Source organism: Rhizobium sp. KNZ2-6A, from assembly GCF_056755475.1.
On record NZ_JBNDIC010000001.1, the window covers coordinates 49,539 to 72,904 of the forward strand.

Annotated in this window: 17 protein-coding genes; 6 read left to right on the forward strand and 11 right to left on the reverse strand. The window is 61.2% G+C overall.

Annotated elements, in window-relative coordinates; all coding sequences use genetic code 11:
* Positions 1–54: 54 nt before the first annotated feature.
* Positions 55–267, reverse strand: coding sequence for a 30S ribosomal protein S21 (gene rpsU / locus ACPYOP_RS00240; RefSeq protein WP_004117638.1), 213 nt, complete (start codon positions 265–267; stop codon positions 55–57).
* A 350-nt stretch (positions 268–617) separates the two neighbouring features.
* Here rpsU and ACPYOP_RS00245 point away from each other — a divergent pair, with 350 nt between their 5' ends.
* The 6 genes from ACPYOP_RS00245 (at position 618) to ACPYOP_RS00270 (ending at position 6,646) form a co-directional block, all read left to right on the forward strand.
* Positions 618–896, forward strand: a complete 279-nt coding sequence (locus tag ACPYOP_RS00245) for a hypothetical protein (RefSeq protein WP_481408393.1) — start codon at positions 618–620, stop codon at positions 894–896.
* Between the two features lie 162 nt (positions 897–1,058).
* Positions 1,059–2,312 carry a sarcosine oxidase subunit beta family protein gene (locus ACPYOP_RS00250; protein ID WP_481408394.1) on the forward strand — a complete coding sequence of 418 codons (1,254 nt, stop codon included), beginning with the start codon at positions 1,059–1,061 and terminating at the stop codon, positions 2,310–2,312.
* On the forward strand, positions 2,312–2,731 hold the full coding sequence (locus tag ACPYOP_RS00255; RefSeq protein ID WP_481408395.1) for a hypothetical protein: 420 nt from the start codon (positions 2,312–2,314) through the stop codon (positions 2,729–2,731). Before ACPYOP_RS00250 ends, ACPYOP_RS00255 begins: the two co-directional genes overlap by 1 nt.
* Before the next feature lie 15 nt (positions 2,732–2,746).
* On the forward strand, positions 2,747–3,112 hold the full coding sequence (locus tag ACPYOP_RS00260) for a sarcosine oxidase subunit delta (protein WP_481408396.1): 366 nt from the start codon (positions 2,747–2,749) through the stop codon (positions 3,110–3,112).
* A complete protein-coding gene (locus ACPYOP_RS00265) occupies positions 3,109–6,105 on the forward strand; it encodes a sarcosine oxidase subunit alpha (protein ID WP_481408397.1) in 2,997 nt (998 codons plus the stop codon). The genes ACPYOP_RS00260 and ACPYOP_RS00265 overlap by 4 nt, the downstream gene beginning before the upstream one ends.
* On the forward strand, positions 6,098–6,646 hold the full coding sequence (locus ACPYOP_RS00270) for a sarcosine oxidase subunit gamma (RefSeq protein WP_481408398.1): 549 nt from the start codon (positions 6,098–6,100) through the stop codon (positions 6,644–6,646). Before ACPYOP_RS00265 ends, ACPYOP_RS00270 begins: the two co-directional genes overlap by 8 nt.
* Here the strand turns inward: ACPYOP_RS00270 and ACPYOP_RS00275 are convergent.
* The 10 genes from ACPYOP_RS00275 to ACPYOP_RS00320 form a co-directional block, all read right to left on the reverse strand.
* Positions 6,643–7,131: a MaoC family dehydratase gene (locus ACPYOP_RS00275; protein ID WP_481408399.1), complete on the reverse strand. Its 489-nt coding sequence runs from the start codon at positions 7,129–7,131 to the stop codon at positions 6,643–6,645. The two genes, ACPYOP_RS00270 and ACPYOP_RS00275, sit on opposite strands and share 4 nt — an antisense overlap.
* Before the next feature lie 68 nt (positions 7,132–7,199).
* Positions 7,200–9,170 carry a glycogen debranching protein GlgX gene (gene glgX, locus ACPYOP_RS00280; RefSeq protein WP_481408400.1) on the reverse strand — a complete coding sequence of 657 codons (1,971 nt, stop codon included), beginning with the start codon at positions 9,168–9,170 and terminating at the stop codon, positions 7,200–7,202.
* A gap of 210 nt (positions 9,171–9,380) precedes the next feature.
* Positions 9,381–11,009, reverse strand: a complete 1,629-nt coding sequence (locus ACPYOP_RS00285; protein ID WP_481408401.1) for an alpha-D-glucose phosphate-specific phosphoglucomutase — start codon at positions 11,007–11,009, stop codon at positions 9,381–9,383.
* A gap of 4 nt (positions 11,010–11,013) precedes the next feature.
* Positions 11,014–12,456, reverse strand: a complete 1,443-nt coding sequence (glgA, locus tag ACPYOP_RS00290) for a glycogen synthase GlgA (protein ID WP_481408402.1) — start codon at positions 12,454–12,456, stop codon at positions 11,014–11,016.
* Positions 12,457–12,459: 3 nt separating this feature from the next.
* A complete protein-coding gene (glgC, locus tag ACPYOP_RS00295) occupies positions 12,460–13,722 on the reverse strand; it encodes a glucose-1-phosphate adenylyltransferase (protein ID WP_120665028.1) in 1,263 nt (420 codons plus the stop codon).
* A gap of 25 nt (positions 13,723–13,747) precedes the next feature.
* A complete protein-coding gene (glgB, locus tag ACPYOP_RS00300) occupies positions 13,748–15,955 on the reverse strand; it encodes a 1,4-alpha-glucan branching protein GlgB (protein ID WP_481408403.1) in 2,208 nt (735 codons plus the stop codon).
* Entirely contained in the window at positions 15,952–18,414 is a 2,463-nt protein-coding gene (locus ACPYOP_RS00305) for a glycogen/starch/alpha-glucan phosphorylase (protein WP_481408404.1), read from the reverse strand. Before ACPYOP_RS00305 ends, glgB begins: the two co-directional genes overlap by 4 nt.
* Positions 18,415–18,711: 297 nt before the next feature.
* Positions 18,712–19,914 (reverse strand): vWA domain-containing protein, encoded by a 1,203-nt coding sequence (locus ACPYOP_RS00310; protein ID WP_481408405.1) that lies wholly within the window; start codon positions 19,912–19,914, stop codon positions 18,712–18,714.
* A gap of 148 nt (positions 19,915–20,062) precedes the next feature.
* On the reverse strand, positions 20,063–20,941 hold the full coding sequence (locus ACPYOP_RS00315) for a transglutaminase family protein (RefSeq protein ID WP_481408406.1): 879 nt from the start codon (positions 20,939–20,941) through the stop codon (positions 20,063–20,065).
* 4 nt (positions 20,942–20,945) lie between these two features.
* Positions 20,946–23,363 carry a circularly permuted type 2 ATP-grasp protein gene (locus tag ACPYOP_RS00320; RefSeq protein WP_481408407.1) on the reverse strand — a complete coding sequence of 806 codons (2,418 nt, stop codon included), beginning with the start codon at positions 23,361–23,363 and terminating at the stop codon, positions 20,946–20,948.
* Positions 23,364–23,366: the final 3 nt, after the last annotated feature.

Here is a 23,366-nt window from a genome sequence, read left to right on the forward strand (position 1 = left end):
GCGAACGACTCGCCCCCGCCACACATGCATCTGAAAACGTCGAAAAAACGGCGATTACTTGGCAACCAGGCCTTCGCGCTGAGCGCGCTTGCGAGCAAGCTTGCGAACGCGACGAACAGCTTCAGCCTTTTCGCGAGCACGCTTCTGCGACGGCTTTTCGTAGTAGTCGCGCATCTTCATTTCGCGGAAAATACCTTCGCGCTGCATCTTCTTCTTGAGAGCGCGGAGAGCCTGGTCGACATTGTTATCGCGGACAAGTACCTGCACGAGAATCACGTTCCTTTGGTTTGGTTGATGCCAGCGGCGACTGCAGCGCCAGGAGGCAAAAATATAACGTTCGCGCAGCCGCAGCCTTGCGATTGGTTAGGCGAGATAACAGATCGGTTTGTCAAAGTCTAGCCAGATCGTGAGTTTGCAGAGGAAAAAGCTAGTTGTCGAGTGCTGAGTTGGGCCGGCCATGCCTGCGGCGCTTCATCGAAGCTGTTGAATAAGGGATTGGCGGCCCCTGATCTTTGCGACATTGACATGCTCATGTGAGTATTCCGGATCACAGTCATTCGTGCGGCATGGCAATTGCGGCATTCAGGCAATTGCCGGAAGCCAGGGAGAATCGCTTTATGAAATCGCTCGATTTCGTCGTCGTTGGAAGATTGCTTGCAGCGCCATTGCTTGTCCTCGTGGTTCTCGCCGCGGCGCTTGCGCCTGCCGCCGCCAGCGAAGTGCGGCTCGGCAAGAACGTCCGCATCGGCGGCCACGACTTTTCCAATCAGACCTTCGACAACAAGCACCGTGCGAGGATCTATCTTTACAATGGGAAGCCGCGGAAAGAGGGATGTGTCTGGCGTAGGGATGGTCATGGCGGGCGGGTGAAGGTCTGCCATCTGCAGCGCAAATAAAACTGCTAAGAGGTCATAAGCGGGTCAACCGGGAAGGCGGCAATTTTAACCGTGTCGAAAGACGGTCCCTAATGCGTCGCAAAAGAGCCGTTGTGTCGGTTTTTGATTTGCGATTTGTATGACCCACAAGAAGGGCGTCTTGCCTGAAGGAGTTGAGGGCGAATGCGTAAATACTCGGTTTTTGCCGTTGCACGGGAAGCGATGCGGGCTCACAAGGGCTGGGAGGCTCAATGGACCTCGCCGGAGCCGCGCAAGGAGTATGACGTCATCATCGTCGGCGCCGGCGGTCATGGCCTGGGTGCCGCCTACTATCTCGCCAAGGAACACGGCATTACCAATGTCGCTGTTATCGAGAAGGGCTGGCTCGGCGGCGGCAATACCGGCCGCAACACGACGATCATCCGCTCGAACTATCTCTATGAAGAGAGCATGCACATCTACGAGCATTCGATGAAGCTCTGGGAGGGGCTGTCTCAGGATCTCAATTATAACGTCATGTATTCGCCGCGCGGCGTGATGATGCTGTCGCACAATGTGCACGACCAGCAGTCCTTCAAGCGGCATATCCATGCCAACCGTCTCTATGGCATCGACAATGAATGGCTGACGCCGGAACAGGCCAAGGCTTACTGTCCGCCGCTCGATATTTCGAAGACGGCGCGCTATCCGATCAATGGCGCCGCCCTGCAGCGTCGCGGCGGCACAGCCCGCCACGATGCCGTCGCCTGGGGCTTTGCCCGCGCCGCTTCCGATCGCGGCGTGCATATCATCCAGAATTGCGAAGTGACCGGCATTCGCCGTGGGCCGGATGGCCGCGTGACGGGTGTCGACACGAGCAAAGGCTTCATCGGCGCCAAGAAGGTCGGCGTTTCCGCAGCCGGCCACACCACGGTCGTGATGCAGATGGCCGGCGTGCGCGTGCCGCTGCAATCGAGCCCACTGCAGGCGCTCGTTTCCGAGCCGCTGAAGCCGATCTTCCCCTGCGTCGTCATGTCGAACACGGTGCATGCCTATATCTCGCAATCCGATAAGGGCGAGCTCGTCATCGGCGCCGGCACGGACCAGTACAACTCCTACAGCCAGACCGGCGGCCTGCAGATCATCACACACACGCTGGATGCGATCTGCGAGCTCTTCCCGATGTTCCGCCGTGTGAAGATGATGCGCTCCTGGGGCGGCATTGTCGACAATACGCCGGACCGTTCGGCGATCCAGTCGAAGACGCCGGTACCTGGGCTCTACGTTAATTGCGGCTGGGGCACGGGCGGCTTCAAGGCGACGCCGGGTTCGGCCAATCTCTTTGCCCATCTGATTGCCCGCGACGAGCCGCACAAGTTCAATGCCGGGCTTAATCTGGAACGTTTCCGCACTGGCCGCCTGATCGACGAGGCGGCAGCGGCCGCCGTGGCGCACTGATGCCGGCGGCGGTCGGGATCGTTCTTGCGGCGGGGCTTTCCTTGCCGGCAGGAACGATCGCGACCGCAGTCAACGATCTCGTTCCAGGGGCCGAGGATTTTCGCATGCAGGTGATCCACAAGGCGAAGGATGAGGCCGAATGGCCTTTTGTAGCCGAAAGCGGCGTGCTTGCCTGCGCCAAGGTGCTGAACAAGCCGGCCGTTTACTTCTTGCCGGAACAGAAACCCGAGGCAACGCGCGCTTTCGTGCTCGATACGGATCTCTTGGGCATGAGCCTGGTCAATATGGGGATTACGGACGTGCTGAAACCCTATGGATCGCTGGAGGCGCTTTTGAAGCGCATAACACCTTTCGTCACCATGGGACGGCGGCTTTGTGCCCAGCCTCCCGGCACAAGCCTTTCGGGCTCCGAGCTTTAACACAGGTAGAAAACGATGCTGCTGATTTACTGCCCCTATTGCGAGGAAGAGCGTTCGGAACTCGAATTCCGCAACGCCGGCGATGCGCATATCGCGCGGCCGCCCAATATTGCCGGGATTTCGGATGAGGAATTCGAGGAGTATTTCTTCCTGCGCGACAATCCGAAGGGTCTCATCTTCGAGCGCTGGCGGCACATCCATGGCTGCGGCCGCTTCTTCAATGCGGCGCGCGACACGGTGAGCGATCATTTCTATCGCACCTACAAGGCCGGTGAGCCGAGGCCGGATCCCGCGACGCTGCGGCCAGGCGCTGCAGAGCCCGTTGCGCAGCATCAAGACGAACAAGAACAGACGGCACAAGCAGAGGGATTTGCTGAATGAGCGGCGCCAATCGTATCGCGGGCAAGGGACGTCTGACGCCGGCCAGAACCGCTCGCTTCACTTTTGACGGCAAGAGCTATACCGCGCTCGAAGGCGATACCGTCGCCTCGGCGCTGCTTGCCAACGGCGTCCATCTCGTCGGCCGATCCTTCAAATACCACCGTCCGCGCGGCATCTTGTCGGCCGGAGCCGAAGAGCCGAACGCGCTGCTCGATATCTCCCGCGATGCCGCACGGCGCCAGCCGAACGTGCGCGCAAGCGTGCAGGAAGTCTTCGACGGCATGAAGGCGCAATCGCAGAATCGCTGGCCGTCGCTCGCTTTCGATGTCGGCGGCGTCAACAATCTCATGTCGCCGTTCTTTGCGGCCGGCTTCTACTACAAGACCTTCATGTGGCCGAAGGCGGCCTGGAAGCACATTTACGAGCCCTTCATCCGCCGCGCCGCCGGCCTTGGCGTCGCGCCGACGGAAGAAGATCCGGATCATTACGCCAGCCGTTATGCGCATTGTGACGTGCTTGTCGTCGGCGCCGGTATTGCCGGTCTTTCCGCAGCGCTGGCGGCTGCTGAAACCGGCGCCAAGGTCATCCTCTGCGACGAGCAGCCGGAGGTTGGCGGCGCGCTGCGCTTTGACACCGGCACCAAGATCGACGGCGTCGAAGGCTATCACTGGGCGCAGGCTATCCTCGCCAAGCTCAAGGCGATGGCGAATGTGCAGGTGCTGACCCGCACGACGGCCTTCGGCTACTACAACCACAATTTCTTCGGTCTTGCCGAACGCGTGACCGATCATCTGGCGAGGCCGGACCGCGACCTGCCGCGCGAGCGCCTGTGGCAGGTTCGCGCCAAGCGGGCCATCCTGGCGACAGGCGCCATCGAACGCCATATGGTGTTTCCGAACAATGACCGGCCAGGCATCATGCTCGCCTCGGCCGCGCGCGCCTATCTCAATCATTACGGCGTCGTGGTCGGCGCGAAGATCGGTGTCTATACGGCGCATGATTCGGCCTATGAAGCCGCCTTCGATCTGAAGCGTGCCGGCGTTTCGGTTGCCGCCATCGTCGACAGCCGTGCCCGTCCGGGCGAGGCGGTTCTGGCAGAGGCAAAGCGGCTCGGCATCGAGGTGATGACCGACTATGCCGTCGTCGATACTTCAGGCAAGCTTCGCGTTTCCTCCATGACCGTTACGCGCAACGGCAGCTCCGCCACCCGCAAGATCGCCATCGACGCTCTGCTGGTTTCGGCGGGCTGGACGCCCTCCGTTCATATGTTTTCGCAGTCGCGTGGCAAGCTGAAATTCGATACCGAGAAGCAGCGCTTCCTGCCGGGCACCTATGTCCAGGATTGCCTTTCGGTGGGTGCCTGCAACGGCACCGACGGACTGCAAGCCGCGATCGAGGAATCGCTTGCCGCCGGCGAGCTGATGGCGCGCGCCACGGGTAGCACCAATGGCGGAGAGAAGATCCAGCTTCATGCCGAGCAGGCTTTCGAGTGGACCGGCGGCATGATCGGTGCTGCCGAAGGGGCAGGGCCGGACACGAATGCGAAGGCCTTCGTCGACTTCCAGCACGACGTCTGTGCCAAGGATATCCGTCTTGCCGTGCGCGAGGGCATGCATTCCATCGAGCACATCAAGCGTTTCACCACCAACGGCATGGCGTCCGACCAGGGCAAGCTTTCCAACATGCACGGGCTGGCGATCGCTGCCGAAATGCTCGGCAAGGATATTCCGCAGGTCGGTCTCACCACCTTCCGCGCGCCCTATACGCCCGTCACTTACGGCACGCTGATCAGCCATTCGCGCGGGCCTCTTTTCGATCCCGCCCGCAAGACGCCGATGCATGCCTGGGAAGAGGCACATGGCGCTGTATTCGAAGATGTCGGCAACTGGAAGCGCGCCTGGTTCTATCCACGCGCCGGCGAGACCATGCATCAGGCCGTCAATCGCGAGTGCCGCACGGCGCGTGACGTGGCCGGCGTGTTCGATGCCTCGACGCTCGGCAAGATCGAAGTCGTCGGGCCAGACGCGGCGGAATTCCTGAACCTCCTCTACACCAATGCCTGGGATACGTTGAAGCCGGGCCGCTGCCGCTACGGTATCATGACCCGCGAGGATGGCTTCGTTTACGACGACGGCGTCGTCGGGCGTCTCGCCGACGATCGTTTCCATGTGACCACCACGACCGGCGGCGCGCCGCGCGTGCTGCACCACATGGAAGATTATCTGCAGACCGAATTCCCGCATCTGAAGGTGTGGCTGACCTCGACCACCGAGCAATGGGCGGTCATCGCGATCCAGGGTCCGAAGGCGCGCGAGATCATCGAGCCGCTCGTCGAAGGTCAGGATCTCTCCAACGAGGCCTTCCCGCATATGAGCGTGGCCGAGTGCAAGGTCTGCGGCGTGCCGGCCCGGCTGTTCCGCGTGTCCTTCACCGGTGAAATCGGCTATGAAATCAACGTGCCGGCTGATTACGGCCAGTCCGTCTGGGAAGCCGTCTGGGCTCGAGCCGAGCCGATGGGCGCCTGCGCCTACGGCACGGAGACCATGCACGTTCTGCGCGCCGAGAAGGGCTATATCATCGTCGGCCAGGACACTGACGGTACTGTCACGCCCGACGACGCCGGTCTTTCCTGGGCCGTTTCCAAGAAGAAGACCGATTTCGTCGGCATCCGGGGCCTGAAGCGCCCGGATCTCGTCAAGGAAGGGCGCAAGCAGCTTGTCGGTCTCGTCACTCGCGATCCGAAGGTGGTGCTGGAGGAAGGCGCGCAGATCGTCGCTGATCCGAACGAGCAGAAGCCGATGACCATGCTCGGCCATGTCACCTCCTCCTACTGGTCCGAAAATCTCGGCCGCTCCATCGCCTTCGCGCTGGTGGCCGGCGGGCGCGAGCGCATGGGCAAGACGCTCTATGTGCCGATGCCCGACAAGATGATATCAGTCGAGGTGACGGATCTGGTGTTCTTTGACAAGGAAGGAGGCCGGATCAATGGCTGATCTCGCTACCCGCAAATTGCCGCTCGCCGGCCGCCACGGCGGTTCCTCGACCGTCCGGCTGGCGCCCGCAGCCCCCGCAAGCCGCATTTCGCTGCGCGCGCCTGCCGATTCCGTCGGCGGCCTTTCACAGGCGCTTGGCCTGCAACTGCCGACCCGGCCGAAGACCTCGGCCAGCGCCAACGGGCGTCATGCGCTGTGGCTTGGCCCGGATGAATGGCTCGTCATCGATGAGAACGGTGCCGATCTGGTCGGCGTGGCTGGATCGTCCGGCGTGCTGCATTCGGCGACCGATGTCTCGCATCGCAATACCGCCGTCATCGTCTCCGGCCCCGGCGCGGAAGCAACGCTTGCCGCCGGCTGCCCACAGGATGTTTCCTTAGGGGCATTCCCCGTCGGCGGCTGCTCTCGCACGCTCCTTGGCAAGGCGGAAGTGGTGATCTTGCGCCTCGATCAAGAGACGTTCCGTGTCGAAGTCTGGCGCTCCTTCTCCGACTACGCCTTCGGTCTTCTGGCCGAGGGTGCGGAGGATGCGGGGCTTTAAGCCTCTTCCGGCCGATCCTTCGGATCGAACTGCGATATGGTCGTCCATGTCGCAGTCAGTGCCGGCTTGCGCTCGTTTTCGATCTCGACCGTCACGTCATAGGTCAGCATCAGCATGTTGGCGCCGCGCAGTCGCGTTTCGGCGAGCTTAAAGCGGCCGCGCACCCGCGCGCCGCATTTGACCGGCGACATGAAGCGGATCTTCTCGAAGCCGTAATTGATGCCCATGGTCTGTTCGCGGATCTTCGGCAGGCCGCTGTAGTTCATTGCCGAGAGCAGCGAGAGCGTCAGGAAGCCGTGGGCGATGGTGCCGCCATAGGGCGTTTCCGCCTTGGCGCGTTCGGGATCGACATGGATGAATTGATGATCGAGCGTCGCATCGGCAAAAGTGTCGATCATCGTCTGCTCCACGATGATCCAGTCGGAAATGCCGATCTCCGTTCCCGTCAGCTTCATGATCTCAACAAGCGAAATTTCGCCGGGCATTCCATCCTCGTCAATCTAAGTGGCTGTTGACCCTTTCTGGCGAATCGGGACCGAAAGTGCAACCGCGATCATTTTTCCAGAAGGAAGGCGACGGAGCGGGCGGGAACGGTGATTTGCTCACCGGTTGTCGCTTCGCCTGCCATAGTCAGCAGCGACCAATCACCATTTTCCGAGGCGGGCAATGTGGCATGGAGTTCTTCGGCCGCGCGGTTGAACAGGATGGCAAGCCGTGTCGACCGGCCGGTGGCGCGATCCTGCGTCCGCAGCGTCATGCCGAGCATGGCCGCACTTGGCGCTTCCCAATCCGGCACCGCCATCGGCGTCCCTGCGCTTGAGAACCAGAGCACATCGCCATCGCCGTTGAAGAAGTCCATGTCGCCGAAGGCGGTGAAACGGCGGCGCAGGCCGGCGAGCCATGCAGTATGGCCGATCAGTTCCTCGTCCAGCGCCTTCCAGTCCATCCAGGTGATGGCATTGTCCTGGCAATAGGCGTTGTTATTGCCCTGCTGGCTGCGCCCGGCTTCGTCGCCTGATGTCAGCATGATCGTGCCGCGCGTGGCAAAGAGCGTCGACAGCATGGCTTCGATATCGCTGCGGCGCTTGCGCTGGATCGACGGGTCGTCCGTCTTGCCTTCGACGCCGTTGTTCCAGGAGAAGTTCTCGTTGTGGCCGTCGCGATTCTTTTCGCCGTTGGCCTCATTGTGCTTGTTCTCGTAGGAAACGAGGTCCATCAGCGTGAAGCCGTCATGGGCGGCGAGGAAATTGATGCTGCGCGTCTGCGCGCGCCCGTCGCGGCCGAAGACGGAGGAGGAGCCGGCAAGCACGGTCGCGAGATCGCCGATGCCGGCATCGCCGCGCCAGAAGCGGCGCAGGTCGTCGCGGGCGCGGTCGTTCCATTCAAGAAAAGGTGCGGGAAAATTCCCCAGTTGATAGCCGCCGGCGCCGATATCCCAGGGTTCGGCGATCATGATCCGATCCTGCAGCACCTCGTCCGCCAGCATGGTGCGCAGCGTCATGCTTTCCGGATCGAAGCCCTTGCCGTTGCGGCCGAGCACGGTGGCGAGATCGAAGCGGAAGCCGTCAATGCCGGCGGTCCGGACGAAATGGCGCAGGCTGTCGATGATGAGCTTGCGCGTCGCCGGCTGGTCGCAGGCAATGGTATTGCCCGTGCCGGTATCGTTGACGAGCGTGCCGGGCTGGTCTGGCAGGTGGCGGAAATAGGTTGTATTGTCGAGGCCGCGCAATGACAAGGTCGGGCCCTGGCGGTCGCTTTCGCCGGTATGATTGAAGACGAGATCGAGGATGACGGCGATCCCTTCGGCGTGAAGGGCAGCGACCGTCTCGCGCAACTCCTTCATGCCGCCGGGCACGAGACGCGGATCGAGCGCCATGAAGGCAACCGGGTTGTAGCCCCAGCCATTGGTAAGGCCGAGCGGCGGCAGGTGCCGTTCGTCGATCCAGGCGGTGATCGGCATCAGCTCGACGGCGTCGACCTGCAGGCGCTTGAGATGGGCAATTATGGAAGGGTGGGCGAGGGCGCCGAGCGTGCCGCTTATCTCCGCCGGCACATCCGGATGCAGCATCGTGAAAGGCTTCACGGCGATTTCGTAAATCAGGCCGCCGGGCTGAAACAACGGCTTGGCCGGCTTGACGGCGACATCGCGCGAGACGATCGCCTTCGGCATGAGATCCTGCGTGTCGGCACCGAAGACTCCCAGGCGCGGATCGTAACGAAACGGCCGATCGATCTCCCTCGCACAGGGATCGACCAGCAGCTTGGACGGGTCGAACCACAGGCCGCGATCGGGATCATAGGTGCCATGGGCGCGCAGGCCGTAGCGCGTGTCCTCCTTGGCATCCTTCACAAAGAGGCGGTGCTCGTCACCGTCGCGAGTGAGCGGCAGACGCGCGATTTCCTTGTGACCCTCGGCATCGAACAGGCACAGTTCTATCCGCTCGGCATGTTTGGATGCGACGGCAAATTCAACACCTGTTTCGGTGAGGGTCGCTCCAAGGCAGCGGGTTGTCGGCTCTGACATGCTGGGGGCTTTCCGGATCGCTGGAGATTGTTCCCTCTCCCCGCCTGCGGGGAGAGGGTTAGGGTGAGGGGCGGAGCGTTCGGCAAATTGTGCAGTCGCGGCGAATTTTGAGAATGCCCCTCATCCGGCCAGTCGCCGTCTCACCTTGTTCGGCGGCTCCTGGCCACCTTCTCCCCGCATCCGTGGGGAGAAGGGGCTTAGGTCGCAAATTCAGGTAATCACCGTCGGTGCGTCACGGCCAGTGCGGCCCTTGATATCGGCGATATCCTGGGCGGCGATGATGAGGTCGGCCAGCGCTTCCTGCGTTTCGATATTGTGGCGGGTCGGATCGGGCTCGTAGCGCTCGATATAGACGCGCAGCGTCGCGCCCGTCGTGCCGGTGCCGGAGAGACGGAAGACCACGCGAGAGCCGCCTTCGAAGAGGATGCGGATGCCCTGATGCTGGCTGACCGACTTATCGACCGGATCGTGATAGGCGAAGTCGTCGGCGGCGGAAACGGTGAGATCGCCGAACTTCGTGCCCGGCAGGGTCGGCAGCTTTTCGCGCAGCGTCGAGATCAGGCCGTTGGCGGCATCAGTGTCGACGCCCTCATAGTCGTGGCGGGAATAATAGTTGCGGCCGTAGGTGGCCCAATGCTGCGTCACGATATCGATGACGCTCTCGCCACGAACGGCCAGGATATTCAGCCAGAGCAGCACGGCCCAGAGGCCGTCCTTTTCGCGAACGTGATTGGAGCCGGTGCCGGAGCTTTCCTCGCCGCAGATGGTGGCCATGCCGGCATCGAGCAGGTTGCCGAAGAACTTCCAGCCGGTCGGCGTTTCATAGATGCCGACGCCGCGTTTTTCGGCAACGCGATCGGCGGCGCCGCTGGTCGGCATGGAGCGGGCGATGCCGGCAATGCCGTGTGAATAGCCGGGAGCGAGATTGGCATTGGCCGCGAGAATCGCCAGACTGTCAGACGGGGTGACGTAGATGCCCTTGCCGATGATGAGATTGCGGTCGCCGTCGCCATCCGATGCCGCGCCGAAATCGGGCGCATCGTCGCTCATCATGTCGTCGTAAAGCTCTTTGCAGTAGACGAGGTTCGGATCCGGGTGATGACCGCCGAAATCCGGCAGAGGCAGGAAGTTGCGAACCGATCCGTCCGGCGCGCCGAGGCGGATCTCGAAGATTTCCTTGGCGTAGGGGCCGGTGACGGCGCTCATGGCGTCGAAGCTCAGGCGGAAGCCGAGGCTGATCAGATTGCGGATCGCGCCGAAATCGAACAGCTCTTCCATCAGGGCCGCATAGTCTTCGACGGGGTCGATGACGGAAACGATCATGCCGCCCACATCCTCGCGGGCAATGCGATCGAGGTTGATGTCCGGGAAATCGGATATCTTGTAGCTGTCGATGACCTTCGAGCGCTCATAGATGGCGTCGGTGATCTTCTCCGGCGCGGGGCCGCCATTGCTGATATTGTATTTGATGCCGAAGTCTTCGGTCGGGCCGCCGGGATTGTGGCTCGCAGACAGGATGATGCCGCCGAAAGCCTTGTATTTGCGGATGATGTTGGAGGCCGCGGGCGTGGAGAGGATGCCGCCCTTGCCGACCATCACCTTGCCGAAGCCATTCGCGGCGGCCATCTTGATGGCCTTCTGGATGACTTCGCGATTGTAGTAGCGGCCGTCGCCGCCGATGACCAGGCACTTGCCCTGATAGCCTTCGAGCGAATCAAAAATCGACTGGATGAAGTTTTCCGCATAATTCGGCTGCTGGAATACGGGAACCTTCTTTCGCAGGCCGGAGGTGCCGGGCTTCTGATCCGCGTAAGGGGTGGTGGGTAGGGTTTTAATCATCGGGTTAAGCGCCTCTCGAGACTAGACTGGAGTAGAGAGCGGCGTAGCGTTCTGCGCTCCTGCCCCAGGATACGTCGGATTTCATGCCCTGCTTTTGCATCTGCGTCCAGACCTTTCGATCCTGGAAGAGGTGCATGGCACGGCGTATGGCCTGCAACAGCCCTTCGGGGGTGACGGGCGAAAATTGAATGCCGGTCGCGGCTTTTGCCTGCAGCGCGGCGTGGTTGGCGTCGATAATCGTATCGTTGAGCCCGCCTGTCCGCGCAACGATCGGCAGGCAGCCATAGCGTAAGCCATAAAGCTGCGTGAGGCCACAGGGTTCGAAGCGCGAGGGGATGATAATCGCGTCACAACCGGCCTGCATCAGATGCGACATGGGTTCGTTATAGCCGGCGGAAACGCCGACGCGGCCGCGATGACGGCCGGCCGCGGCAAACAGCGCCCCCTCCAGTGCCGCATCTCCGGCCCCCAGGATGGCAAGCTTGCCGCCCATGTGGACGATCTCGCCGGCAACGCTTGCCAGAAGATCCATGCCCTTCTGCCAGGTGAGGCGGCTGACGACGCAGAAGATCGGGCCGTCATCGTCGTCGAGGCCGAAATGCTCGATGACGCGGTGGCGGTTCACGGCGCGATCCTTCAGCGTCGCCGCGCTATAGGTCTGGGCGATCATCGGATCGGTCGCCGGATTCCAGATGTCGTCGTCGATGCCGTTGACGATGCCGTAGAGGTTATAGGCCTTGCTGGCGATGACACCCTCGAGACCCATGCCGAATTCCGGCGTCAGGATTTCCTCGGCATAGGAAGGGCTGACCGTAGTTAGTGCATGCGCAGTCTGCAGCCCGCCCTTGAGAAAGCCGACATCGCCGTAATATTCCACGCCCTCCATCGAAAAGGCATGCGCCGGCAGGCGCAGGCCGGGGAAGATATCGGCGCCGAACTGGCCCTGGAAAGCGATGTTGTGGATCGTCAGCACGCTCGGCAATTCCGGCGCCGGATAGTAACGCATGTAGACCGGCACCATGGCCGACTGCCAGTCATGGGCATGCACGATATCCGGCCGCCAGCCCGGCAGGAGGCCGGCGGCAATTTCCGCGCCGGCCAGCGACAGCGCGGCGAAACGCCGCCAGTTGTCGGGATAATCCTTGCCCGTCGCATCGACATAGGGGCCGCCGGTGCGGCTGTAATAGGCCGGCGCGTCGAGCACCAGGAAGGAAATGCCCGCGTGCTCGGCTTCGAGGATAGTGGCCGGCTCGCCGAGGAGATCCGGAAGCTCCAGACGGACAACCGGATCGCGGATGGCCTTCATGACCGCCGGATAGCCCGGAATGAGCGTCTTGGTCTCGACGTCATAGGGCTTCAGTGCGATAGGCAGGGCGCCGGCCACGTCGGCCAGGCCCCCTGTCTTGATCAAGGGGAAGACTTCGGACGAAACCGAGAGAACCTTCATAAGTTACAAATCCAGCTTGTCGATCATCGATTGCGTGATCAGGCAGATGCCGCTTTCCGTGCGGCGCCAGCGCTTGGCATCGAGTTCCGGATCCTCGCCGACGATCAGGCCCTCGGGAATGGTGACGCCATGGTCGATGACGACATTCTTGAGCTGCGCGCGCCGGCCGACCTTCACGCTTGGCAACACCACGGCCCCCTCCAGCTTGGAGTAGGAGTTGGCGCGTACGCCGGTGAACAACAGGCTGTTGTAAAGGCTGGCGCCGGAGATGATGCAATCGCCGGCAACCACGGAGGAGACTGCCGAACCGCGGCGATCCTCGTCGTCATGGACGAACTTGGCTGGCGGGCTGATTTCGGCATAGGTCCAGATCGGCCAGGACTTGTCGTAGATGTCGAGTTCCGGCACCACGGCGGTCAGGTCGATATTGGCCTGCCAGTAAGCGTCGATCGTGCCGACATCGCGCCAATAGGCCTCGCGCTCGAAATCGGAGCGGACGCAGGACTGCGCGAAGCGGTGGGCGACGGCTTTGCCGTTCTTGACGATGTAGGGGATGATGTCCTTGCCGAAGTCACGGCTGGAGTTCGGGTCGGCCGCGTCGCGCTTCAGGCATTCGATCAGGAACTTCGTGTGGAAGACATAGATGCCCATCGAGGCAAGCGCGAAATCGGGATTGCCGGGAATACCCGGCGGATCGGCCGGCTTTTCGACGAAATCGATAATCCGGTCCTTGTCGTCGACATGCATGACGCCGAAGCCGACAGCCTCCATGCGCGGCACTTCCAGGCAGCCGATGGTGACATCGGCGCCGGAATCGACGTGCTGCTGCAGCATCCACTCATAGTCCATCTTGTAAATATGGTCGCCGGCGAGGATGACCATGTATTCCGGGCCGTAGGGCTCGATGATGTCGATGTTCTGGTAGACGGCGTCGGCCGTGCCTTCGTACCATTGCGTCTCCGAGACGCGCTGCGATGCTGGCAGGATGTCGAAGCTTTCGTTGCGTTCCGGGCGGAAGAAGTTCCAGCCGCGCTGCATGTGGCGGATCAGCGAGTGCGCCTTGTATTGCGTGGCGACGCCGATGCGGCGGATACCGGAATTGAGTGCGTTTGACAGCGCGAAATCGATGATTCGCGTCTTGCCGCCGAAGTAGACGGCCGGCTTGGCACGGCGGTCGGTCAGTTCTTTCAGGCGGCTCCCGCGCCCGCCGGCAAGAACGTAGGCCATGGCATCGCGCGCCAGCGGCTGGAAACGTTTTTCTACCATTTATTCCTCCCTGTCCGTAGTGATCTCAAAATTCCGGTTCGAGCATGATGGTCGCCAATGGAGGCAGCGTTATTATCGCCTGTACGCCCCCGCCTGCGCTGACGGCCTGGACGCGCCCGCCATTTCCCTTGCCGCTGCCGCCGTAGATATCGGCATCGGTATTCAATATCTCGCGCCACCGCCCCTCAGCTGGCAGGCGCAAGGTATAGTTCTCGCGATAGACTGGCGTAAAATTGGTGATGACGGCAACCGGCTTTTCGCCCGGCGCCTTGCGCAGCCACGCAAAGACCGAGTTTTCGAAATCGTCGACGACAAGCCATTCGAAGCCGTCGCCCTCGCAGTCGCGGGCATGGAGTGCCGGCTTGCTGCGATAGGTGAAGTTGAGATCGCGCACGAGACGCCGCATGCCCTCATGCATGCGGTATTGCAGGAGGTTCCAGTCGAGCGCGCGCTCTTCGCTCCACTCACTCCATTGGGCGAATTCCTGACCCATGAACAGCAGCTTCTTGCCGGGATAGCCCCACATGAAGGCATAATAGGCACGCAGGTTGGCGAATTTCTGCCAGTCGTCACCGGCCATCTTGGCGATCAGCGATCCCTTGCCGTGGACGACTTCGTCATGTGAGAGCGGCAGGACGAAGTTTTCGGAGAAGGCGTAGATCAGCCCGAAGGTCAGCTCGTTATGGTGATACTTGCGATGCACGGCCTCGCGGGAGAGATAGCTCAGCGTGTCGTGCATGAAGCCCATATTCCACTTGAAGCCGAAGCCGAGGCCGCCTTCATGGACCGGCTGCGACACTTTCGGCCATGAGGTCGATTCCTCGGCGATCGTCATCACGCCGGGATGAGCCCCATAGATCCGCGCGTTCATGGACTGCAGGAAGCGGACGGCCTCAAGATTCTCGTTGCCGCCATATTCGTTCGGGATCCATTCGCCATGGTTGCGCGAATAATCGAGGTAGAGCATGGAGGCGACGGCATCGACACGCAAACCGTCCAGATGGAATTTTTCGGCCCAATAGAGCGCGTTGTTCAAGAGATAGGCGAGCACCTCGGTGCGACCGAAATTGTATATCGCCGTGTTCCAGTCGGGATGAAAGCCCTTGCGCGGGTCTTCGTGCTCATAAAGCGCGGTACCGTCGAACCAGCGCAGGCCATGTTCGTCGGTCGGGAAATGCGCCGGCACCCAATCCAGGATAACGCCGATGCCGACCTTGTGGCAGCCGTTGACGAAACGGGCAAAGCCCTCCGGTTCGCCGAAGCGGGCGGTCGGCGCGTAGAGGCCCGTGGTCTGGTAGCCCCAGGACGGATCATAGGGGTGTTCGGTGATCGGCAGGAATTCGATATGGGTAAATCCCATGTCGACGCAGTAGGGGATGAGACGCGAGGCAAGCTCGTCCCATGAGAGCATCGAGCCGTCGTCGCGACGCTGCCAGGAGCTTGCGTGCACCTCGTAGATGCTGATCGGCTGGCGGCGCTGGTCGACGCTTGCCCAATGCTCGCGGTGAGCCGAATCCTCCCAGACCTGGTTTAGCTCGATGGTAGTGACCGAGGCGGTCTTGGGGCGCAGTTCGCTGCGGCGGGCGAAGGGATCAGCCTTCAGCGGCAGCACGACGCCGTCATGGCCGCGGATCTCGAACTTGTAGGCCACGCCGGCCGGCACGTCCGGAGCGAAGATCTCCCAGATGCCGGAGTCCGAGCGGAAGCGCATGACATGCCGCCGGCCATCCCAATTGTTGAAATCGCCGACGACCGAAACGCGCTGCGCATTCGGTGCCCAGACGGCGAAATGGAAGCCCTGGACGCCTTCATGCTTTATCGGGTGCGCGCCCATCTTGTCGAACAGGCGCAGATGCGTACCCTGACGGGCGAAATAGTCATCCATCGGCCCGAGGATCGGGCCAAAGCTATAGGGATCGGTCACTGCCCATTCCGCATCGCCGCGCCTTGCGCGATAACGGAGCGGTTGCAGCTTGCCGAGCTTCACATCACCGGAAAAGAAGCCCGCCGGATCGAGGCAGGCCAGTTCGCCGACGACCGAGCCATCCAGCGCCAAGGCGGTGACGGCTTCTGCGCCGGGGATGAAACAACGCGCCACATAGCCGTCATCCGTCTTGTGGACGCCCAGCATGGCAAACGGATCGGAATGGGTGCCTTTGAGAATTGCAGCGATCTCGTCTGCCGAAATATCCCTCAAGCTGGTGCCATCACCGGCTTTTTTCGGCTTCTTCATCCGGCTCTCCAGATTTCCTTGGCGTATTGGCGGATCGTGCGGTCGGAAGAGAACCAGCCCATGCGAGCAGTGTTGTTGATCGTCTTGGCATACCACTCCGACGGATTGGCCCAGAGAATATCGACTTCGCGCTGCGCCGAGGCATAGGCGTCGAAATCGGCGGCGACCATGAACCAGTCGTGGCTGTAGATGCCGTCGATCAGGCTGGCATAGCGGTTGCGGTCATCGGGGGAGAAGACGCCGGAGGCGATGGCCGACAGCGCCTGGGCGAGCTCGCGCGAACGCTCGATGATGGCGCGGGGATCGTGACCATCGCTGCGCAGGTTGGCGACCTCATCGGCCCGCAGCCCGAAGATGACGATATTGTCCTCGCCGACATTGTCGCGCATTTCGACATTGGCGCCGTCGAGCGTGCCGATCGTCAAGGCGCCGTTGAGGCCGAACTTCATGTTGCCGGTGCCCGAGGCTTCCATGCCGGCGGTGGAGATCTGCTCGGAAAGGTCGGCGGCCGGAACCATGACTTCCGCGAGTGAGACATTGTAGTTCGGCACGAAGACGACCTTCAACAGGCCGCGCACGGATGGATCGTTGTTGATGACGCGGGCGACATCGTTGATCAGCTTGATGATGAGCTTGGCGTTGTGATAGCTCGGCGCCGCCTTGCCGGCAAAGAGCTTGACGCGCGGCTGCCAGTCGAGTTCTGGATGCGAGCGGATCTGATCGTAAAGCGCCACGGCCTCGATGACATTGAGAAGCTGGCGCTTGTATTCGTGAATGCGCTTGATCTGGATATCGAACATCGCATTCGGATCGAGCTTGATGCCCATGCGGCTGGCGACGAGGTTGGAGAGCTGCACCTTGTTGGCACGCTTGATGGCGGCGAACTTCTCCTGGAAGGCGCTGTCGCGGGCGAACTGATCCAGCGGCTTCAGCTGCTCGGCATCGTCGAGGAAAGCGTCGCCGATGGTTTCGCGCACGAGGCCGGTCAAGCCGGGATTGCACTGCATCAACCAGCGGCGCGGCGTGATGCCGTTCGTCTTGTTGTTGATGCGGTCGGGGTAGAGCTTGTGCAGGTCGGCGAAGACCGTAACCTTCATCAGGTCCGTATGGAGCGCGGAAACGCCGTTGATCGAATGCGAGCCGACAAAGGCGAGGTTGCCCATGCGCACCCGGCGATCGCCGTTCTCGTCGATCAGCGAGATCGAGCGAATTTCCGTATCGCTGAAGTTGCGCAGCTTGCGTGCCTCGACAAGAATCTTGGCGTTGATGGCGTAGATGATCTGCATATGGCGCGGCAAAAGCCGCTCGAACAGCGGCACGGGCCAGCTTTCCAGTGCCTCCGGCAGCAGGGTGTGGTTGGTGTAGCCGAAGGTGTTTCTGGTGATATCCCAGGCCTTGTCGAATTCGAAACCGTGGACATCGACCAGCAGGCGCATCATCTCGGTGACGGAAACAGCCGGATGCGTATCGTTCAGCTGGATCGCAACCTTGTCGGCGAGATTGGTCAGATCGTCATATTGCTGCAGATGGCGGCGCAGAATGTCCTGCAGGGATGCCGACGAGAAGAAGAACTCCTGGCGTAGGCGCAGCTCCTGGCCGGCGGGCGTCGCATCGGCCGGATAGAGAACGCGCGTCAGGCTTTCGGCCTTGTTGCTCTCGCGCAGCGCGCCGATATGGTCGCCGGCGTTGAAGGCATCGAGCAGGATCGGGTCGATCGGCTGCGCCGACCAGAGGCGCAGCGTGTTGACGCGCTTGCCGCGCCAGCCGACGACGGGCGTGTCGAAGGCCGTGGCTATGACGCGCTCGGCCGGCTTCCAGACGTAACGCGGCTGATCGTCATGGCCGTTGACGGTCTCGACGGCGCCGCCGAAACCGATTTCATAGGAGCTCTCCTGCCGTTCGAATTCCCACGGGTTGCCGTGCGCCAGCCAGGTTTCGGGCAGCTCCACCTGCCAGCCATCGGCCATTTGCTGGCGGAACAGGCCGTGCACGTAGCGAATGCCGTAGCCATAGGCCGGCACATCGACCGTCGCCATGGATTCCATGAAACAGGCGGCGAGACGGCCAAGGCCACCATTGCCGAGGGCTGCGTCGGGCTCGATGCCGGCGATGACGCGGATGTCGACGCCGAGCGAGGAAAGCGCGTTGGTGATCTCCTCCATCAGGCCGAGGTTGGAGATGGCATCGCGCATCAGGCGGCCGATCAGGAATTCGAGCGATAGATAGTAGACGCGCTTGGCGCCGGTCTCATAGGTTTTGCGGGTCGATTCAATCCACTTGTCGATGACGCGGTCGCGGATGACGAGGATCGTTGCCGTCAACCAATCATGCGGCTTGGCCACCTTGGCGTCCTTGCCGATGCGATAGGTCAGGCGCTCGATGATTTCTTCAGCAAGGATTTCGGGGCGGGAACTGCGTGGGGCGGGAACGGGGAGATCGGCCGTCGTCAAGTTATTCATATTATCAACTCTCGCCATTTGTGATTTATATTCAGGGTGTTACGCCTTGATAAATCAAATTGCCTTTCCGTTTCACTATCAGTTTACGCACTGATGTAAAGCAGTTGCAACATACGAGTTGGACGGACGCGAAAATAGCCGCGAAAGATTTCCTCTTTGCGGGAAAAGACTTGATTCCGATGATGTTTCGGGCTCTTATTCGCGCATCGATCAAACGAAAAGCCGCGCGATACTCGCATCGCGCGGCTTTTTCTTTGCCGTCCATCTATGGTTGCTCAGTGCGGATGCCGGGTTCGGTCACTTGGTCAGGAGCGTCATTTGCTTGGCGGCCTGGGCGCCGATGGTCTTGAAGGCGGCAACGAGATCGGACATTTGTTGCGCATCGAAATAGTTGGATGAGCTCGAGGCGCAGGCGGCGAGCAGGGTCTGTCCCCGTGCCGGAGCCATGAAGGCGACCGTGTAGATCTGCACGCCGGCGTCCTTTGCTGCCTTGCATGTATTCAGCGTTTTTTGATCGGAACTTGTGTCGTTGTTTTCGCCGTCTGTCATCAAGACTATGTATTTCTGAAAGGTCTTATTGCCGTTGTTGCTTTGTGCAGTTGCCTCGGCAGTAGCGGTAACGCTGTTGTAGGCCTTTTTCATCGGGGCGTTCGATTCGGTGCCCCCTTCGGCGTTCAATCCGCTCACGACATTGGTACGGGTCGTTTTCGTTCCCCAATCGAGATTGCTGAAGCTGTCGACCTGGCTGCTCCAGGCAATGGCTGCTGTGCGAACATATTGTGAGTTGGGATCGGCAGCGTCCAACTGATCGAGAAGATTGCCAACTGCTGTCTTCAGCGCATCTATTTTCTTGATATAGCAAGGGCTTATCGGATTTGGATACTGATACAGATAGTTGCCGTTGGTATAATATTGTGTGCAGCCGGTTTTTGTCTTGTCGATGACATTCGTGTTCAGCAGCATCGATCCGGACTTATCGAGTGCAATTTCCATCGACAGGGCGGTTTTTTGAACGGCCGTTCCGCTCGTGCTTGAGCTCGACGACGAAATTGTCATCGATGTCATGCCGAGCAGGCGGCTCATGCCGTTGACTGACATGTCGTAGGATGAGTTGACCGTAACCGTATAGCTCGTGCCGCCGGATGAATTGCTGCTGGATGTTACGGTGGTCGACGTCCCTGACTTCAACGCATTCCCTGTCGTAGCATCTCCCGGCAGATAGTTCGACATCTGGCCGAGTACGAAGTTGTTGGCGAGATCCTTGGCAGTCGTCGTAGTCGCGCTACCATCGGCAAGCGAAGTCGCTGCCGCAAGGGCGGCGGAGTCCGTTGCTTCCTGAAGCTCGCTGTGCGACAGCGACATGTTGGTAACGTCTACCGCCAAGCCGCCTGCCGCTACCAATACGGGTATCGAAATCGCCGTCAGGATGCCAAAGTTTCCGGCTCTATCGCGTAGAAGTTGTTTTAATGCGCAAAGTAAATCAGAGCCGGCAATCATCATGTCCGCCTATCGAAAAGAGCTAAATCCTCAAGAACGACGGAACTATCAATTACAAATCTTAGTTGAGCGTTTAAGCGGCAAGTTGATTTTTAACAAATTGCCCGATCAGCCCCAAATTTGTGCCGAAACTTTGCTATTTTAAACTTTGCTATTTTAGTGGAATAACATCTACTGCCTGAACGGCCTTCTGGCTGCCATAGCTTTTGAGCACGCCGATGACGGGTGCGACATCGGAATAATCGCGGCCATAGGCAACGACGATATGGTCCGTGCCGGCGGGAATATTGTTGGTCGGATCGAGCTCGATCCAGCCTGCCGTCTCCCCGCACCAGACGCGCACCCAGGCATGCATGGCGTCGGCGCCTTCAAGTCGTTCCTTGCCTGGCGGCGGGATGGTGCGCAGGAAGCCGCTGACATAGCCGGCGGGGATGCCGAGGCTGCGAAGCGTGATGATCATCACATGCGAGAAATCCTGGCAGACGCCGCGCTTGAGACGGAAGGCCTCTTTCGGCGTGGTGTCGACCGTCGTCGCTTTCGCGTCGTAGGTGAAATCCTTGTGTATCTGCGCGCAGACGGCATGGGCGATCTGCAGGGTCGTCAGATTGGTCGATCGCCACTGCCTACTGTAATTGGTGATTTCGCTTGTTTCCGGCAGACGTGGGCTGCTGCCGAGGAAATGGTGGGGCGAGGAAGGATCGACCGACCAGCAATCATCGATTTCTTCGGGCAGTTTGGCAAGCAGCGGCGAAAAGTCCGCCCCGACGGGCTGGCTTTCCACCTGCACACGCGCCTGCATGCGGATGTCGAGCCTTTCATGCGGATCGCGCACCAGGATCGAGGTTGCCGGATGCTGGAAGAAATCGGTGAAGTTCGATTGCTCGTCCGGGCCTGGGGTTATTTTCACCGAGCCGGCGATCAGCCGTTGCCGATTGGGCAGGGATAGCGGCATGACGCGCAATATATGCCGCGCGCCGCTTGCCGGCACGTCGTAGATATAACCCATGTGAAGCGAGAGGTCGTAGAGCATCACGTCATCCGAGATAGGTACGTGCCAGCAGATCGGAAAGCCGCTCCAATTCGCGCGCCAGCTGCTGGTAGACTTCGACGGTCATGGTTTCCGGCGTCATGACAGCCAGTCCCGAATGCAGCCGCATGGCTTCACGGTAGAAGGGCGACATCTGGCCGTTGACGAAGGCATTCGGCAGCTGTTCCACTTCTCGGTGGATCTCGTTCATCTGAAAGAGGATCGAGCGCGGATTGAGGGGGTCGAGCGCCAGCAGATCGGTCACCGTCAGGCGGGCCGTATTGACGTTGTAGCGACGGCGATGGGTCATGACGCTGTCGCCGATTTCCAGCAGCATGTCGAGCGCGCCATCGGGCGCATCGGGGCCGGACATATGGCCGAGCAGCCGCGTCATATGCAGGCCGCGCTCGATGTAGCGCCCGAGCGACAGGAAGCGCCAGCCGGTGAAGCGATACATGTTTTCGTGCACGAGGCCGGCGAAGCCTGCGAGCTTGCGCAACAGGATCGTCATGGCATGGCTGGCGTCATCGCCATGCTTCACTCTTTCCTTGAAGCGGCGGGCGGTCTTGGCGAGGTCGTTCAGCGCCAGCCAGCCATCCGGGGAAAACCGGTCGCGGATGTTGCTGGCCGAATAAACCGCGCTGTCTATGTTGCGCAGCAGGTTTTCGGGCACCGCTTCCCGGGTGTCGATGTCGATGGCGGCGAGATAGGCGCTGACATCGGCAAGCAGCGGCTGCTTCGGATCCGCCGCTTCGGCGAAACGCCCATGCCAGGCGCGCAGAATGCGCAAGGCGCCTTCGGCGCGCTCGATATAGCGGCCAAGCCAGAAGAGGTTGTCGGCGGCCCGGCTCGGCAGGCTGCCCGGCATGTTGCGGGTGAAGGTCTCTTCGGCCGGCAGCAGCGTATGGGCTTCGACGGGCTTGTCGGAGACGATCCAGACGTCGGCGGCCGAACCTCCGGCCTGCATGGCGATGGCGGCGACATCGTCGCCGCTGCCGATGCGGGCAAAGCCGCCGGGCATGATCTGCCAGCCGTTTTCGGTGCGGGCGGCGAAGACGCGCAGGCTCATCGGCCGCGGCGTCAGCCTGCCGTTGACCCAGGCCGGTGTCGTCGAAAGCGTGACGACCTCCTGGCCAACCAGCTTGTGACCTTCGCTCGCCAGCCAGTCCGCGATCGAATCGCGGGCAGTGCTGCGCAAGGTCGAGCCCAGAACCGACTGGCCGTTATCGTCGAAGAAGGGCATGCAGGAATAGGCGGGGCCGATCACCATCTTCTCGATATTGGCGGCGACATGCTCGCGCTCGGTCTTCTGGCCGCACCACCAGGTGGCGATCGACGGCAGCTTCAGTTCCTCGCCGCGCAAATGCCGACAGATGGTGGGCATGAAGGCGAGCAGGGCGCGTGTCTCGAGGATGCCGGAGCCGAGCGCATTGACGATGCTCACCGTCTGCGCCCGCAAGGCTTCGATCATGCCCGGCGTGCCAATATGGGATAGTTGGTTGAGCTCCAGCGGGTCCGTATAGGCGGCATCAAGGCGGCGCCAGAGCACGCTGATCGGCCGCAGCCCGGCGACGGTGCGCACCATTAGCTGATCGTTGACGACGGTGATGTCCTCGCCCTCGAGCAGCATGAAGCCGAGATAGCGGGCGATATAGGCGTGCTCGTAATAGGTCTCATTGGCAGGCCCCGGCGTCAGCACCGCAACGCGCCCTTCGGCGCCGCGCTTGCCGCCCAGCAGGGCATCGCGAAAGGCGCCGAAGAAGGAGGCGAGGCGATGAACCTTGGTTTCCGCATAGATATCGGAGAAGGCGCGGGTGGTTGCGACGCGGGTTTCCAATGCGAAGCCGGCGCCCGACGGCGCCTGCGCGCGATCGGCCAGCACCCACCAGTTCCCATCCGGGCCGCGGCCGACTTCGAACGCCAGGAAATGCAGATAGTGACCGTTCGCGGGCTTGACGCCGACGAGCGGACGCAGGAATTCCGAATTGGCCGCGATCAGGGCCGGTGGCAACAGACCTTCGCTGACCAGCCGGCTGTCGCCGTAGATATCGGCCATGACCTCTTCAAGCAGATCGGCGCGCTGGCGCAGCCCTTCCGAAAGCGATTGCCATTCGCGTTCATCGATGAGGACGGGAATATGCGAGATCGGCCAGCCGCGTTCGCTGACACCAGTCGTCCCATAGGCGCGATAGAAAACGCCCGCATCGCGCAGGTAGCGGTCGGCCCGGGCGAAGCGCTCCGTCAGCTCCAGTTCCGACATGCGCGACAGCGCCGACAGGAGGTTTTGCCAGACCGGGCGGACAGCGCCTTTATTGTCGACCATTTCATCGGCGACGCCAGGCAAGGGACGATAGGCAAAGGCCGGGTCCTTGCCGGTTCCGGTCTTTATTTGATCCCGTCGTTCCGTCGCCGGTTTTCTAGCCATGCA

Excerpts from the sequence above, each read along its gene's own strand:
- ACPYOP_RS00310 (WP_481408405.1), bottom strand. The coding sequence starts at position 19,914 with ATGATGATTGCCGGCTCTGATTTACTTTGCGCATTAAAACAACTTCTA.
- glgC (WP_120665028.1), bottom strand. The coding sequence starts at position 13,722 with ATGGTAGAAAAACGTTTCCAGCCGCTGGCGCGCGATGCCATGGCCTAC.
- glgB (WP_481408403.1), bottom strand. The coding sequence starts at position 15,955 with ATGAAGAAGCCGAAAAAAGCCGGTGATGGCACCAGCTTGAGGGATATT.
- ACPYOP_RS00285 (WP_481408401.1), bottom strand. The coding sequence starts at position 11,009 with ATGATTAAAACCCTACCCACCACCCCTTACGCGGATCAGAAGCCCGGC.
- ACPYOP_RS00260 (WP_481408396.1), top strand. The coding sequence starts at position 2,747 with ATGCTGCTGATTTACTGCCCCTATTGCGAGGAAGAGCGTTCGGAACTC.
- ACPYOP_RS00245 (WP_481408393.1), top strand. The coding sequence starts at position 618 with ATGAAATCGCTCGATTTCGTCGTCGTTGGAAGATTGCTTGCAGCGCCA.
- ACPYOP_RS00315 (WP_481408406.1), bottom strand. The coding sequence starts at position 20,941 with ATGCTCTACGACCTCTCGCTTCACATGGGTTATATCTACGACGTGCCG.
- ACPYOP_RS00270 (WP_481408398.1), top strand. The coding sequence starts at position 6,098 with ATGGCTGATCTCGCTACCCGCAAATTGCCGCTCGCCGGCCGCCACGGC.
- ACPYOP_RS00275 (WP_481408399.1), bottom strand. The coding sequence starts at position 7,131 with ATGCCCGGCGAAATTTCGCTTGTTGAGATCATGAAGCTGACGGGAACG.
- glgX (WP_481408400.1), bottom strand. The coding sequence starts at position 9,170 with ATGTCAGAGCCGACAACCCGCTGCCTTGGAGCGACCCTCACCGAAACA.
- ACPYOP_RS00250 (WP_481408394.1), top strand. The coding sequence starts at position 1,059 with ATGCGTAAATACTCGGTTTTTGCCGTTGCACGGGAAGCGATGCGGGCT.
- ACPYOP_RS00320 (WP_481408407.1), bottom strand. The coding sequence starts at position 23,363 with ATGGCTAGAAAACCGGCGACGGAACGACGGGATCAAATAAAGACCGGA.
- ACPYOP_RS00265 (WP_481408397.1), top strand. The coding sequence starts at position 3,109 with ATGAGCGGCGCCAATCGTATCGCGGGCAAGGGACGTCTGACGCCGGCC.
- ACPYOP_RS00305 (WP_481408404.1), bottom strand. The coding sequence starts at position 18,414 with ATGAATAACTTGACGACGGCCGATCTCCCCGTTCCCGCCCCACGCAGT.
- glgA (WP_481408402.1), bottom strand. The coding sequence starts at position 12,456 with ATGAAGGTTCTCTCGGTTTCGTCCGAAGTCTTCCCCTTGATCAAGACA.
- ACPYOP_RS00255 (WP_481408395.1), top strand. The coding sequence starts at position 2,312 with ATGCCGGCGGCGGTCGGGATCGTTCTTGCGGCGGGGCTTTCCTTGCCG.